Annotated in this window: 15 protein-coding genes; 13 read left to right on the forward strand and 2 right to left on the reverse strand. The window is 65.1% G+C overall.

Annotation, left to right across the window (positions count from 1 at the left end; all coding sequences use genetic code 11):
* Positions 1-91: 91 nt before the first annotated feature.
* A complete protein-coding gene (locus tag SAMIE_RS05295; protein ID WP_066699695.1) occupies positions 92-1315 on the reverse strand; it encodes an NADP-dependent isocitrate dehydrogenase in 1224 nt (407 codons plus the stop codon).
* A 158-nt stretch (positions 1316-1473) separates the two neighbouring features.
* Here SAMIE_RS05295 and SAMIE_RS05300 point away from each other — a divergent pair, with 158 nt between their 5' ends.
* Both SAMIE_RS05300 and SAMIE_RS05305 read left to right on the forward strand, forming a co-directional pair.
* A complete protein-coding gene (locus tag SAMIE_RS05300; RefSeq protein WP_066699693.1) occupies positions 1474-2208 on the forward strand; it encodes a phosphatidylserine decarboxylase in 735 nt (244 codons plus the stop codon).
* Between the two features lie 53 nt (positions 2209-2261).
* Entirely contained in the window at positions 2262-2990 is a 729-nt protein-coding gene (locus SAMIE_RS05305; RefSeq protein ID WP_066699786.1) for a CDP-alcohol phosphatidyltransferase family protein, read from the forward strand.
* Positions 2991-2994: 4 nt separating this feature from the next.
* Here SAMIE_RS05305 and SAMIE_RS05310 read toward each other — a convergent pair whose 3' ends face one another.
* Positions 2995-3219 carry a hypothetical protein gene (locus tag SAMIE_RS05310; RefSeq protein WP_066699691.1) on the reverse strand — a complete coding sequence of 75 codons (225 nt, stop codon included), beginning with the start codon at positions 3217-3219 and terminating at the stop codon, positions 2995-2997.
* Positions 3220-3475: 256 nt separating this feature from the next.
* On the opposite strand from SAMIE_RS05310, the gene rpsB reads away from it, so the two are divergent.
* The 11 genes from rpsB (at position 3476) to fabZ (ending at position 14443) form a co-directional block, all read left to right on the forward strand.
* Positions 3476-4234: a 30S ribosomal protein S2 gene (rpsB, locus tag SAMIE_RS05315; RefSeq protein ID WP_066699689.1), complete on the forward strand. Its 759-nt coding sequence runs from the start codon at positions 3476-3478 to the stop codon at positions 4232-4234.
* A gap of 99 nt (positions 4235-4333) precedes the next feature.
* Positions 4334-5260: a translation elongation factor Ts gene (gene tsf, locus SAMIE_RS05320; RefSeq protein ID WP_066699687.1), complete on the forward strand. Its 927-nt coding sequence runs from the start codon at positions 4334-4336 to the stop codon at positions 5258-5260.
* 113 nt (positions 5261-5373) lie between these two features.
* Entirely contained in the window at positions 5374-6099 is a 726-nt protein-coding gene (gene pyrH, locus SAMIE_RS05325) for a UMP kinase (RefSeq protein ID WP_066699686.1), read from the forward strand.
* Between the two features lie 6 nt (positions 6100-6105).
* Entirely contained in the window at positions 6106-6663 is a 558-nt protein-coding gene (gene frr, locus SAMIE_RS05330; protein WP_066699684.1) for a ribosome recycling factor, read from the forward strand.
* Between the two features lie 43 nt (positions 6664-6706).
* Entirely contained in the window at positions 6707-7447 is a 741-nt protein-coding gene (locus SAMIE_RS05335; protein WP_066699682.1) for an isoprenyl transferase, read from the forward strand.
* A gap of 4 nt (positions 7448-7451) precedes the next feature.
* Positions 7452-8231 carry a phosphatidate cytidylyltransferase gene (locus SAMIE_RS05340; RefSeq protein WP_066699680.1) on the forward strand — a complete coding sequence of 260 codons (780 nt, stop codon included), beginning with the start codon at positions 7452-7454 and terminating at the stop codon, positions 8229-8231.
* On the forward strand, positions 8228-9385 hold the full coding sequence (locus SAMIE_RS05345; RefSeq protein ID WP_066699678.1) for a 1-deoxy-D-xylulose-5-phosphate reductoisomerase: 1158 nt from the start codon (positions 8228-8230) through the stop codon (positions 9383-9385). Before SAMIE_RS05340 ends, SAMIE_RS05345 begins: the two co-directional genes overlap by 4 nt.
* Positions 9382-10515, forward strand: coding sequence for an RIP metalloprotease RseP (gene rseP, locus SAMIE_RS05350; protein WP_066699676.1), 1134 nt, complete (start codon positions 9382-9384; stop codon positions 10513-10515). The genes SAMIE_RS05345 and rseP overlap by 4 nt, the downstream gene beginning before the upstream one ends.
* A gap of 101 nt (positions 10516-10616) precedes the next feature.
* Entirely contained in the window at positions 10617-13298 is a 2682-nt protein-coding gene (bamA, locus tag SAMIE_RS05355; protein ID WP_066699674.1) for an outer membrane protein assembly factor BamA, read from the forward strand.
* Positions 13298-13963: an OmpH family outer membrane protein gene (locus SAMIE_RS05360; protein ID WP_066699673.1), complete on the forward strand. Its 666-nt coding sequence runs from the start codon at positions 13298-13300 to the stop codon at positions 13961-13963. The genes bamA and SAMIE_RS05360 overlap by 1 nt, the downstream gene beginning before the upstream one ends.
* Before the next feature lie 3 nt (positions 13964-13966).
* Positions 13967-14443, forward strand: a complete 477-nt coding sequence (fabZ, locus tag SAMIE_RS05365; protein ID WP_066699672.1) for a 3-hydroxyacyl-ACP dehydratase FabZ — start codon at positions 13967-13969, stop codon at positions 14441-14443.
* Positions 14444-14551: the final 108 nt, after the last annotated feature.

A 14551-nucleotide genomic window follows, 5' to 3' on the forward strand; every position in this document is an offset into this window, starting at 1 on the left:
TGCTGTCATGGTCGGGGACAAGAAAAAGGCGGCGCCGGATGGTCCGGCGCCGCCTCGTTCCGTTAGCGTATTGAAACCGCGCGGACCGCGATCAGTTCCATTTGCCCATTTCGGCTTCGAGATTGACGCGGATCGCCTCGAAGAACTGTTCGGTGGTCATCCATGCCTGTTCCGGGCCGATCAGCAGCGCCAGATCCTTGGTCATCGCGCCGCTCTCGACGGTCTGGATGCAGACCTTTTCCAGCGTTTCGGCAAAGCGCACGACATCGGGCGTCTCGTCGAACTTGCCGCGGAACTTGAGGCCGCCGGTCCAGGCGAAGATCGACGCGATTGGGTTGGTCGATGTCGCCTTGCCCTGCTGGTGCTGGCGATAGTGGCGGGTGACGGTGCCGTGCGCCGCTTCGGCCTCGACGGTCTTGCCGTCAGGCGAGAGGAGGACCGAAGTCATGAGGCCGAGGCTGCCGAAGCCCTGCGCCACCTGATCCGACTGGACGTCGCCATCATAGTTTTTGCACGCCCAGACGAACTCGCCGCTCCACTTGAGCGCGGAGGCGACCATATCGTCGATCAGGCGGTGTTCGTAGACGATGCCGGCGTCCTTGAACTTCTGCGCGAAGCCTTCGCTGTCGAACACTTCCTGGAACAGATCCTTGAACCGGCCGTCATAGGCCTTGAGGATGGTGTTCTTGGTCGACAGATAGACCGGCCATTTGAGGTTGAGGCCGTAGTTGAACGAGGCGCGGGCGAAATCGCGGATCGAATCGTCGAGGTTGTACATCGCCATCGCGACGCCCGATCCGGGGAAGTTGAACACTTCGCGGTCGATCGTCTCGCCATTCTCGCCTTCGAAGACGAGGCGCAGCTTGCCCGCGCCCGGCACGCGGAAGTCCGTCGCGCGATACTGGTCGCCAAAGGCGTGGCGGCCGACGACAATGGGCTTGGTCCAGCCGGGGATCAGGCGCGGCACGTTGGAAATGACGATGGGTTCGCGGAAGACGACGCCGCCCAGAATGTTGCGGATCGTGCCGTTGGGCGATTTCCACATTTCCTTGAGGTTGAATTCCTCGACGCGGGCTTCGTCGGGGGTGATGGTCGCGCATTTCACGCCGACGCCATATTGCTTGATCGCGTTGGCGGAATCGATGGTGATCTGGTCGTTGGTTTCGTCGCGCTTTTCGACGCTGAGGTCGTAATATTTGAGGTCGATGTCGAGATAGGGGAGGATCAGGCGTTCACGAATCCATTCCCAGATGATGCGGGTCATTTCATCGCCGTCGATTTCCACGACCGGGTTTTTCACCTTGATCTTCGCCATGCGCCTGTTTCGCTTTCCTGTCTCGGGTGGGGTTGGCCACGCCCTAAGGAAAGCGACGCGAATGTTCAACTGTCGAGACACGCCATATTCGCGCTGCGGGAGCCATGGGCGGGATCGGTCGTTGTCAGCAGGGAAAGCTCTGCCTAAAGACGATGACCATGGACAATAACGAGATCACGATCGCCGCCGGGGGCAATGTCAAATGGCGCTGGCCCTCCGTGCACCCCGAAGGCATGAAGTTCGGCCTGATCGCGGTGGGCATCACCGCCATCCTGTTCCTGGTGGGATGGGATATTCTGGGCTGGCTGATGCTGATCGTGACGATCTGGGTCTTCGCCTTCTTCCGCGATCCGGTGCGCGCGGTTCCGCAGGATGAAAATGCGATCGTCGCTCCGGCCGATGGCCTCGTCACCCTGATCCAGCGTGTGCCGCCGCCGCGCGAGATGGCGGGCGCGAACGGGCTTGGCGACCAGCCGCTGATCCGGGTGTCGATTTTCATGAGCGTGTTCGACGTGCACATCAACCGCACGCCCATCGGGGGGACGGTGAAGTCGGTCGTCTATATTTCCGGCAAGTTCCTCAACGCCGATCTCGACAAGGCGAGCGAGGATAATGAGCGGCAGCATATATTGGTGGAGCGCCACGACGGACTGCGCATCGGCTTCACCCAGATCGCGGGGCTGGTGGCGCGGCGGATCGTGCCGTTCGTGAAGCCCGGTGACATGGTCGCGGCGGGACAGCGGATCGGCCTTATCCGCTTCGGCAGCCGGGTCGACGTCTACCTTCCCGCCGGGACCGCGCCGCGCGTGATTCTGGGCCAGCGCACGGTGGCGGGCGAAACCATCCTCGGCCAGATCGGCGACCCCCGCGTGGTGCCGGGCATCCAGCAGTGAGCCGGCGGCGGCGCGGAGTGCCCCAGGGGCTGCGGCGCGGCATCACGCTGCGGATGCTGGCGCCCAATGCGGTGACGGCGATGGCGCTGTGCTTCGGCCTGACCGGCGTGCGCTACGGCATTTCGGGAGATTGGGAACGGGCTGTGCTGTCGATCCTGTTCGCGGGCGTGCTCGATGGCCTTGACGGGCGGATCGCGCGGCTGTTGCGGGGTGAGAGCCGGTTCGGGGCGGAACTGGATTCGCTCTCCGATTCCATCGCTTTTGGCGTCGCTCCCGCGCTGATCCTCTATCTCTGGTCGCTCCACGCCATGCCGAAATTCGGCTGGATCTTCGCGCTGGCCCATGCGCTGTCGTGCGCGCTGCGGCTCGCGCGGTTCAACGCCAATATCGACGCCGATGAACAGCCCCATAAATCCGCCGGTTTCCTGACCGGCGTTCCGGCTCCGGCGGGAGCGGGCCTTGCCTTCGTGCCGCTCTATCTCTGGCTGGTGACGGGGGAGGAGATTTTCCGCGCATGGTATGTGGTTGCGCCATGGACCGCTTTCACGGCTTTTCTCATGATCTCCAGCCTTGCCACCTATAGCTGGTCGGCGCTCCGGCTGCGCAAGCGGATCAGGCTGGAGGCAATAGCGGTGGCGGGGCTGCTGGCGGCGCTGCTCGTTACCGATCCGTGGCTGACGCTGCTGATCCTGTGTGCGGGCTATGTCGCGCTCATACCCTTCGGCGTCCTGTCCTACGCCAAGGTTCGCCGTCAGCGCGAGGCGGCGACGATTACGCCCTGAAGGCTCAGGCCGCGAGCACGCCGCCGAAGGACGCATCCGCCTTGCGCGGCGTCAGCCCCACGCGCGGGCGCCGAACGCGGACATGATAGACCACCTCACGCTGCGGGATGGGTTCGAACAGCAGGGCCGCGACCATCTTGTCGCGATAGGCGAGGAACATCCACGCCATAGTGCCGATCGCCAGCAGGAATGCGGCGGAAAACAGGGTGGCAGCAACAACAGTGAACATCGCGATCACTTTCTGTCTTGCCGTTTGCACGGCATGTCTCACTATGACGATCCTAACCGGAAGACGCGGCTTTTGTTCCGTCTGTTCCCTATATGTTCCAGTTTGAGGGCGGGGTCAACCCTTGCCATCCTCTTTTTTCGCGGCTAAGGGCGCGACCATTCCACATGGGAATCACCATATCCGGTGCCGGTGCCGCCTTTGAGGCGCGTTTTCCGGTTCCCGATTCCCAGAGGTAGCAACCGGAAGGAGAAAGACCATGGCGGCACCTGTCGTCACCATGCACCAATTGATCGAGGCTGGCGCCCATTTCGGCCACCAGACCCACCGCTGGAACCCGCGCATGAAGCCGTATATCTTCGGTGAGCGCAACGGCATCCACATCCTTGACCTGTCGCAGACCGTGCCCCTGTTCGGCCGCGCGCTGGACTTCGTGTCGGCGACCGTCGCCGCCGGTGGCAAGGTGCTGTTCGTCGGCACCAAGCGCCAGGCGCAGGACCCCATCGCCGAAGCCGCCCGCAAGTCGGGCCAGCATTTCGTCAACCACCGCTGGCTGGGCGGCATGCTCACCAACTGGAAGACCATTTCGGGTTCGATCAAGCGCCTGAAGACCCTTGAGGAAAAGCTGTCGGGCGACACGCACGGCTTCACCAAGAAGGAAGTTCTCCAGATGACGCGCGAGCGCGAGAAGCTGGAACTGTCGCTGGGCGGCATCCGCGACATGAACGGCATCCCCGATGTCATGTTCGTGATCGACGCGAACAAGGAAGAGCTGGCGATCAAGGAAGCCAACACGCTGGGCATCCCGGTCGTCGCGATCCTCGATTCGAACGTGTCGCCCGATGGCATCGCTTTCCCGGTTCCGGCGAACGATGACGCCAGCCGCGCGATCCGCCTCTACTGCGACGCCATCGCCGCCGCCGCCACCAAGGGCAACCGTGGTGCGCAGCAGGCGTCCGGCGTCGACCTCGGCGCGCTGGACGAGCCGGAAGCCGAAGAGGTTGCCGCCGAAGCCTAAAGGGCGTCGCGAGACTGCAAGATTGGCAGGGTAGGGCGCGCTCTTCGGAGACGCGCCCTCCCGCATATTTGAACCATCCGAAACATTAGGAGCCGAAACATGGCCGAGATTACCGCTGCCGCCGTCAAGGAACTGCGCGACCGTTCGGGCGCGGGCATGATGGACTGCAAGAAGGCGCTCACCGAAGCCAATGGCGACATCGAAGCGGCAACCGACTGGCTGCGCGCCAAGGGTCTGGCCGCCGCGCAGAAGAAGTCGAGCCGCACCGCCGCTGAAGGTCTGGTCGGCGTCGCCGTCGCGGGCACGAAGGGCGTGGCCGTCGAAGTGAACAGCGAAACCGACTTCGTCGCCAAGAACGACCAGTTCCAGGATTTCGTCCGCACCGTCGCACAGATCGCGCTCGACACCGGCGCGGCCGATGCCGACGCGCTGGCGAACGCCGCGTACCCCGCCGGCGGCACCGTCGCGGAAAAGCTGGTCGCCAACATCGCCACCATCGGCGAAAACCAGACGCTGCGCCGCGTCGGCCATGTGGAAGTCAGCCAGGGCGTCGTCGTCCCCTACGTTCACAACGCCGCTGCGCCGGGCCTCGGCAAGATCGGCGTGCTCGTCGCGCTGGAGGGCGATGCGCCCGCCGACGTGCTGGAGCCGCTGGGCAAGCAGATCGCGATGCACATCGCCGCTGCCTTCCCGCTGGCGCTCTCGGCTGCCGACATTGATCCCGCCCTGCTGGAGCGTGAGCGCGCCATCGCTGCGGAAAAGGCCGCCGAATCGGGCAAGCCCGCCGAAATCGTCGCCAAGATGGTCGACGGCGCGGTCGCCAAGTTCGCCAAGGAGCAGGCGCTCCTCTCGCAGCTCTTCGTGATGGACAACAAGACCCCGGTCGCGGATGTCGTCGCCAAGGCGGCGAAGGATGCGGGCAAGTCGATCACGCTCAAATCCTATGTCCGCTTCCAGCTCGGCGAAGGCATCGAGAAGGAAGTCAGCGACTTCGCGGCGGAAGTCGCGGCGGCCGCCGGCGTCTGATCTTTTCTTTTCCCTCCCGTTTCCGCGACGAGGGAAAAGCCGCTTCACAGAATGGCGCGCGCTGCTAAGGTGCGCGCCATTTCCTTGCCCGAACAGATGGATCACGCCCGCCCATGACCCGGCCCGCCTTCAAGCGCATTCTCCTTAAATTATCCGGCGAAGTGCTGATGGGGCAGGGCCAGTTCGGGATCGAACCGGAGACGGTGAACCGCGTCGCGGGCGAAATCGCCGCGGCAAAGGATGCGGGCTTCGAACTGTGCGTCGTCGTCGGCGGCGGCAATATCTTCCGCGGGCTTGCGGGCGCGGCCAAGGGCTTCGACCGGGCGAGCGCCGACTATATGGGGATGCTCGCGACCGTCATGAACGCGCTTGCGGTGCAGAACGCCCTCGAAAAGCGCGGCTACGACACGCGCGTCCAGTCCGCCATCCCGATGGCCAGCGTGTGCGAACCCTATATCCGCCGCAAGGCAGAGCGGCACATGGAAAAGGGCCGCATCGTCATCTTCGCGGCGGGCACCGGCAGCCCCTTCTTCACCACCGACACGACCGCTGCGCTACGCGCCGCCGAAATGAACTGCGACGCGCTGTTCAAGGGCACCAGCGTCGACGGCATCTATAACGCCGATCCCAAGAAAGTGGCGGACGCCGTCCGGTACGACCAGATCGGCTTCGATCAGGTGCTGAACGACAATCTCAAGGTCATGGACGCCAGCGCCATCGCGCTGTGCCGTGAGAATAATATCCCCATCGTCGTCTTCAACATCCGCGAGACGGGCAACCTCGCCAAGGTGCTTGCCGGAGACGGCGTGGCAACCATCGTGCAAAATCAGGAGCGTTGAAACTCCATGCCGCAATATAACAAGGCAGACCTCGAACGCCGCATGGCGGGCGCCGTCGAATCGCTGAAGGGCGACCTTTCCGGCCTGCGCACCGGCCGCGCGAACATCCAGTTGCTCGATCCCGTCACGGTCGAAGTCTATGGCGCGCACATGCCGCTCAATCAGGTTGCGACTGTTTCCGCGCCCGAGCCGCGCATGCTGTCGGTGCAGGTGTGGGACAAGAGCAATGTCGGCCCCTGCGACAAGGCGATCCGCTCGGCGGGCCTCGGCCTCAACCCCATCGTCGACGGGCAGACGCTGCGCCTGCCGATCCCCGACCTGACCGAGGAGCGCCGCAAGGAACTGGCCAAGCTCGCCAGCAAATATGCCGAAGGCGCGCGCGTTGCGGTGCGCAATGTCCGCCGCGACGGCATGGACAGCCTCAAGACCGACGAGAAGAAGGGCGAAATCAGCGAGGATGAGCGCAAGCGGCTGGAAACCGAAGTCCAGAAGCTGACCGACAGCACTATCGCCGACATCGACGCCGCCGCGGCCTCCAAGGAGAAGGAAATCCTCGGCCAGTAAGCCGGGGCTTTTCTTTCGCGGCCAAAAAACGCATGTCCTTCTGATGGCCAGCCAAGCCAAGCCCGATCTGACCAGCGCCGCGCCAGCCCATGGCGCGCGCCATGTTGCTATCATCATGGACGGCAACGGGCGCTGGGCGAAGAAGCGGCTGCTGCCGCGCATCGCCGGGCATCGCGCCGGGGTGGAGGCGGTGCGCCGTGTGGCCCGCGCGGCGCAGGATCTGGGCCTCGAATGCCTGACGCTCTACGCCTTCTCCTCCGAAAACTGGAAGCGCCCGGCGAGCGAAGTGTCCGACCTCATGGGCCTGCTGCGGCACTTCATCCAGTCCGATCTCGATGAATTTCACGCCAATGGCGTGCGTCTGCGCATCATCGGCGACTATCGCGCGCTCGATCCTTCGCTGGTCGATCTGATCGAAGGGGCGATGGCGCGGACGGCGGCGAACACGGGACCGATCGTCGCCATCGCGCTCAATTACGGCGCGCAGGATGAGATGGTTCGCGCGGTGCGGTGCCTCGCCGACCGGGCGGCGCGCGGCGAAGTCGATCCCGCCGCCATCGGCGTGGAGGCCATCGACGCCGCGCTCTACACCGCCGACCTGCCGCCGCTCGACCTCCTTATCCGCACATCGGGCGAGCTGCGGCTCAGCAATTTCCTGCTGTGGCAGGCGGCCTATGCCGAACTCTATTTCACCGACATGCTCTGGCCCGATTTCGACGCCGGGGCGCTGGCGGGTGCGCTCGACGCCTTTCGCCTGAGGGACCGCCGCTTCGGCGGCCTGTGAGCGCATGACCAGCGAATTGCGCACCCGTTCCGTCGTCGGCGTTGCCCTTATCGCGCTGGCGCTGGGCGCATTGCTCGCTGGCGGGATCATATTCTGGCTGCTGCTGGTCGTCGCGGGCGTGCTGATGCAGGGCGAGTGGGGCGACCTCACCGGTGCGGACGCGCAGCAGCGCAAGGCGGCGATGTTCGCCGTGTCTTTCCCGCTGGCGCTGCTCTGTCCGCTTGCAGCCGGGATCGACTGGCCGGTGCTGATCGCGGGGGCGGCCGCCTTCTTCTTCGTCGCTTTCACCAGCCGCAACATGAAGCTGGCGCTTGGCATTCCCTATGTCTGCCTGCCCATCGTTGCGCTGATGTTCCTGCGGGGGCAGCCGCCTTACGCGCATGGTCTGCTGCTCGCTTTCTGGGCGCTGGGCCTCGTCTGGGCGACCGACATCGGCGCCTATTTCGCGGGGCGCAGCATCGGCGGGCCGAAACTGGCGCCGCGCGTCAGCCCGTCAAAGACTTGGGCGGGACTTGCGGGGGGCGTGCTCGCCGCGCTGGTCGTCGGCTTTCTGCTCCACCGTCTCGCGGGTCTGCCGATCCAGTTGGCGGCAGCGAGCGGGCTGCTGGCGGTCGCCGCGCAACTGGGCGATCTGCTCGAAAGCGGGATGAAGCGGCGCGCAGGCGTCAAGGACAGCGGATCGCTGCTGCCCGGCCATGGCGGTGTGATGGACCGGCTGGACGGCGTGGTCGCCGCAGCGCCGCTGGCCGCTTTGCTCTATATCCTGCTGGTGCAGGGCCAGTGAAGCGCGTCTCGATCTTCGGCGCCACCGGATCGGTCGGCCAGTCCACGCTCGATCTCGTGCGGCGGCAGCCGGACGCCTATCGCATCGTGGCGCTCACCGCGAACAGCGATGTGGACAGCTTGGCGCAGGTTGCGCGGGAGAGCGGCGCGCAGGTCGCCGTGATCGGGCAGGCGCATCTTTACGGCGCGCTCAAAGATGCGCTGGCGGGGTCGGGGGTCGAAGCGGCGGCGGGTGAGGATGCGCTGGTCGATGCCGCGCGGCTGGATGCGGACTGGACCATGGCTGCCATCGTCGGCTGCGCGGGGCTGAAACCCACCATGGCGGCGCTGGAAGCAGGCACCACGGTCGCGCTCGCCAACAAGGAATCGCTGGTGTCGGCGGGCGGGCTGATGATGGACGCTGCACGTGCGTCCGGCGCGACCCTGCTGCCCGTGGACAGTGAGCATAATGCGATATTCCAGTGCCTTGCCGGAAGCTCTTACGATAATGTCGCAAGAATAATTCTCACCGCCAGCGGCGGCCCTTTCCGCACCCGCAGCCGCGCGCAGATGCGGGACATCACCCCGGCGCAGGCGGTCGCGCATCCCAACTGGTCGATGGGCGCGAAGATCAGTGTCGATAGCGCGACGATGATGAACAAGGGTCTCGAACTGATCGAGGCCGCGCATCTCTTCCCCGTCGGTCTCGACCGTATCGAGATACTGGTCCATCCCCAGTCGGTTATTCACTCGATGGTCGAATATCGCGACCGTTCGACGCTGGCGCAGCTCGGCTCGCCCGACATGCGTATTCCGATCGCCCACGCGCTCGCCTGGCCGGATCGGATCGCGACGCCCTGCCAGCCGCTCGACCTCGCGACCATCGGCCGGCTCGATTTCGAAGCGCCCGATCCGGAACGCTTCCCTGCGCTGCGCCTTGCGCGCGCGGCGGCGGCGGATGGCGGTGCGACACCCGCGATCCTCAACGCCGCCAATGAAGTCGCGGTCGCCGCCTTCCTTTCGGGCCGCATCGGCTTCCTTGATATTGCCATGATTGTGGAGGATGTGTTGGACCGGTATAGCGCGCCTGCGCCCGGCTCCATCGACGATGTGCTGGCGGCGGACGCGCAGGCCCGCTTGGAGGCGGGCCGAGTGATGGAAAGATTGACGGTTTGATCCACAGTCCCGGTTTTCTGCTGACCATTCTCGCCTTCGTCGCGGTCATCGGCCCGCTCGTCTTCGTGCATGAGCTGGGTCACTATCTCGTCGGCCGCTGGTGTGGGGTGAAGGCGGAAGCCTTCTCCATCGGCTTCGGCCCGGAAATCTTCGCCTGGATCGACAGGCGCGGCACCCGCTGGCGGGTCGCGGCGCTGCCGCTGGGCGGCTATGTCCGCTTCAAGGGCGACATGAACGCCGCCAGCATGACCGATCCCGCCTGGCTCGAAATGCCCGCAAAGGACCGGGCGGAGAGCTTTCCCGGCAAGCCCCTGTGGCAGCGCGCCGCCATCGTCGCGGCTGGCCCGGCGATCAACTTCCTCTTCGCGATCCTGATCCTCGCCGCCTTCGCCTTCATCCACGGCGAAAGCCGCACGCCCGCGGTGGCGGGGCAGGTGCAGCCCGGCAGCGCCGCCGCGGCGATGGGCATCGCGCCCGGCGACCGCATCGTCTCGCTGGGCGGACGGGCGATGGAGACGTTCGACGACATCCGCCTCTATGCGCAGATCCGCCCCGGCGAGCCGGTTGAGATCGTGATCGAGCGCGACGGGCAGCGCATCGTCAAGGCTGGCCGGATCGGCAGCGTTTCCGAAGACGATGGCCTCGGCAACACATTCGCCGTCGGCCGGCTTGGCCTTGCGCCGGGCGAACCCGTGATCGAGCCGGTGCCGCTCTGGCGCGCACCCATCGTGGCGGTCGAGCGCACCGGCGACATCGTGCGCACGATGGTGGAAACGCTGGGGCAGATCGTTGGCGGCGGCCGTTCGGTCAAGGAACTGGGCGGCCCGCTCAAGATCGCGCAGGTTTCGGGGCAGGCGGCGACGATGGGGGTGGAGAGCTTCATCTTCTTCGTCGCGCTCATCTCGATTAACTTGGGGTTCATCAACCTCTTGCCAATTCCGATGCTGGATGGCGGGCATCTGCTCTTCTACGGGATCGAAGCGGTGCGGCGGCGGCCCGTCAGCCCGGCGGCGCAGGAATGGGCCTACAGGTCGGGTCTGGCGGTGCTGATGGCGATGATGCTGCTCGTCACCTTCAACGATTTGTCGTCTTTCGGTCTTTGGAAGAGCCTGTCCGGCTTGATCGGCTGACGCGCTTGGGGCAGGGAAGCGCCGGTCGGCGGCGTCTGTTGCGACAGACACATTAATCTGGGTCGTTTAGGAATCTTTTCAAGGTGGAGCGGGTGAGAGCGATGAACAGCAGCATGAGGCAGCGCCCGGTCCTGGCCGTCCTTCTGGCGACCACGATGATCGCGGGCGTGCCTGCGCTCCCGGCCATGGCGCAGGGCGCCGGTGCGGCAGCGACCCCGCCCGCCGCAGGCGCGGGCGTGCCGCAGGGCACGATCGGCTCCATCACCGTCGCGGGCACGCAGCGGCTGGAGCCGGACACCGTCCTGTCCTACACCAAGCTGCGGCAGGGCCAGCCCTTCAGCCAGGAAAGCCTCGATCAGGCGCTGCGCGACCTCTACGAAACCGAACTGTTCGCCGATGTCCAGATCCGCAACGACAAGGGCGCGATCACCGTTCAGGTGAAGGAAAATCCGGTCATCAACCGCATCGTGCTGGAAGGCAACAAGCGGCTGAAGGAAGACAAGATCCGGCCGGAAATCAAGCTCGCCCCGCGCCAGATCTACACCCGGTCGAAGGTGCGCGCAGACGTGGCGCGCATCATCGAGCTTTATCGCCGGCAGGGCCGCTTCGCCGCCACCATCGAACCGAAGATGGTCCAGCTCGACCAGAACCGCGTCGATATCGTGTTCGAAATCAGCGAAGGCCCGAAGTCGAAGGTCCGCCAGATCAACATCATCGGCAACGAGAAGTTCAAGGACGGCGAACTGCGCAGCCAGATGGTGACGAAGCAGTCGCGCTGGTTCCGCATCTTCTCCTCGGGCACCAGCTACGATCCCGACCGGCTCGCCTATGACCAGCAGAAGCTGCGCCAGTTCTACCTGACCGAAGGCTATGCCGATTTCCGCGTGATTTCCGCCGTGGCGGAACTGACGCCCGACAAGCAGGACTTCATCATCACCTATGTCGTCGAGGAAGGCGACCGCTACAAGTTCGGCGACGTGAAGGTCGAATCGGACATTCGCGACCTGTCGGGCGAAGCGCTCACCAAGACGCTGTCGATGAAGAAGGGCGACTGGTATAACGCCAAGAAGGTCGAAGACACCGTTGATACGCTCAGTGAAACGGCGGGTCTGTTCGGTTACGCCTTCGCCGATGTGTCGCCGGACTTCAACCGCGACAAGGATACGCTGACGATGGGGATCAATTTCCGCATTGCCAACGCGCCGCGCGTTTATGTCGAGCGGGTCGACATCAACGGCAACACGCTGACGCAGGACAAGGTCGTCCGCCGCGAGTTCCGCCTTGCCGAAGGCGACGCCTTCAACAGCTTCCTCGTCAAGCGCTCGAAGGACCGCATCAATTCGCTCGGCTTCTTCCAGGAGAAGCTGGACGTCGAACAGAAGCCCGGCTCCGCGCCCGACCGCATCGTGCTCGAAACCAACGTGCAGGAAAAATCGACCGGCGAACTGTCGCTGTCGGCGGGCTACAGCTCGCTCGAACGCTTCATCGTGTCGGCATCCGTCACGCAGCGCAACTTCCGCGGCAAGGGCCAGGAACTGCGCACCTCGGTCAACTATTCGGCCTATTCCAAGTCGATCGAACTGGGCTTCACCGAGCCTTATTTCATGGACAAGAATATCGCGCTGGGCGGCGACATCTACCGCCGCGACCTCAACAGCTTCCGCTTCCTCGGCAACAGCGTCAACGACCGCAGCACCACCTACAAGCAGCAGACGACCGGTTTCCAGCTCCGCGCGGGCGTGCCGATCACCGAATATATCTCGCTGGCGCTGCGCTACAGCCTGAACTTCGACGATGTGACGCTGGCGAAGGATGTTTACTATTCCGATCCGGACGGCGCGGGACCGCTGCCTTCACGCTGCGACCCGCTGCTCGCCGGGCGCTATCTCTGCGACGCGATCGGCAAGCGCACCACGTCGAGCCTCGGCTATTCGCTGATCTACGACGCGCGAGACAACCGCATCCGTCCGACGCGCGGCCAGCAGCTCGTCCTGAGCCAGGATGTCGCGGGCCTCGGCGGCAGCGTCAAATATGTCCGCACGCGCCTCAACGGCGGCAAATATTTCGCGCTGGGCGGCGGCTTCGTTTTCTCGCTGACGGGCGAGGCGGGCTATATCCACTCGCTCGAAGGTCAGCGGGTGGACGCGGACGGCTTCCCGACCGAGCGCATCCGCCTCGTCGACCGCTTCTTCCTCGGCGAACCGCAGATTCGCGGCTTCAACATTCGCGGCGTCGGCCCGCGCGTGAAGCGCTACTTCCTGCAGGCGACCACCGATTCGAACGGCGCGACCACCGGCTATGAACGGGTGAATGGCCGCCAGAATGTGCAGGACGACGCGCTGGGCGGGCGGATGTATTACATGACCCGCGCCGAACTGGAAATTCCGCTCGGATCGGGCGCGCGCGAAATGGGCCTGCGTCCGTCGGTCTACGTCGATGCCGGCGCGGTCGCGGGGATCAAGGACCCGGTGCTCGTCAATAACGGCACCGGCAGCTTCGCGGGCTATTGCGATCCCGGCACGGGCGCGCCGACCGGATCGGCCCGCGTGCGCGCAACGGGCACCGCGCGCAACCCGGTTTGCGGCGCGAACTACAGCTTCGCGGGCGGCAATTTCGAGGAAGTTTATCTCGGCGACACGCTCAAGCCGCGTGTTTCCGTGGGCTTTGGCGTCAACTGGAACTCGCCCTTCGGCCCGTTCCGCATCGACATCGCCAAAGCCCTGCTGAAGGAACCAGGGGACGACACCAAGCTCATTACCTTTAACGTAGGGACTCAATTCTGATGAAGATGATTGCAAAGGCCGCCGCGCTCACGCTGGCGCCGATCACTATGGCCGCGCTGACCGTCGTGCCCGCCGCCGCCCAGACCAAGTCGGGCATCGCCGTCGTCGATCTGGAGGAAGCCGTCGCCCGCAGCGCCGCCTTCACCACCGCGATGACCCAGATGCAGACCACGTACAAGCCGCAGCTTGACCAGATCAACGCGCGCCGCACGGCGATCGAGGCGGATCTCAAGGCCAAGAATGACGCGCTGCAGGCCGCCTACAAGGCTGCGGGCAACAAGCCCACGCCCGCCATCGAAACCCAGTATCAGCAGCTCCAGCAGGCGCAGCAGAACGGCCAGGCCGAACTTCAGCGCCTGAGCCAGCCGGTCGCGCTCGCCCGCGCCTATGTCGAGGAACAGATCGTCGCGAAGCTGGACGACGCGCTCAAGTCCGCGACCGCCAAGACCAAGTCGGAAATCGTGTTCAAGAAGGGCGCGACCGAAAGCTTCGGCGCAGGCGCGGACATCACGCCGTCCGTCATCACCGAACTCAACGCTCTGGTCCCCAGCGTCGGCATCACGCCGCCTGCCGGCTGGCAGCCCGGCGGTCAGGGTCAGGCCGGAGCGGCGCCTGCCGCCGCCGCTGCGCCCGCGTCCCCGGCTCAGGCGCCCAAGTCGCGCTGATCCATGACGGACGAGGTTGAATCGACCGCGCGTGGCCCGATGGACATCCGTCGGGTCATGGCCGCCCTGCCGCATCGTTACCCGATGCTGCTGATCGACCGCGTGGTGTCGCTGGTGCCCAACCAGTCGATCCACGCGATCAAGGCGGTATCGGTGAACGAGCCGTTCTTTCAGGGGCATTTTCCCACGCGCCCGATCATGCCCGGCGTCCTGATCGTCGAGGCGATGGCGCAGGCGGCGGGCGTGCTCGCGGTCGAATCGATGAACCTCGCCGAAGCGGGCAAGCTCGTCTATTTCATGAGCATCGACGGCGCGAAGTTCCGCGCTCCGGTGGAGCCGGGCTGTCTGCTCGACCTCCATGTCGAAGTGACCCAGAACCGCGGCGCGATCTGCAAGTTCAGCGGCAAGGCGATGCTGGACGGCAAGCTCGCGTCCGAAGCGCAGTTCGTCGCGATGATCACCGATCCGCCCAGGGACTGACGTTTTCCCTGCCGTCATACCGGCGCAGGCCGGCATCTCCCCGTCTGTCGCGGGCGGGGGCGGATGACGCGGCGGATGGGGGGCTTTGTCCTTGCCAATGCGCGCCGA

The sequence above is a fragment of the Sphingobium amiense genome (assembly GCF_003967075.1).
Lineage (GTDB): Bacteria > Pseudomonadota > Alphaproteobacteria > Sphingomonadales > Sphingomonadaceae > Sphingobium > Sphingobium amiense.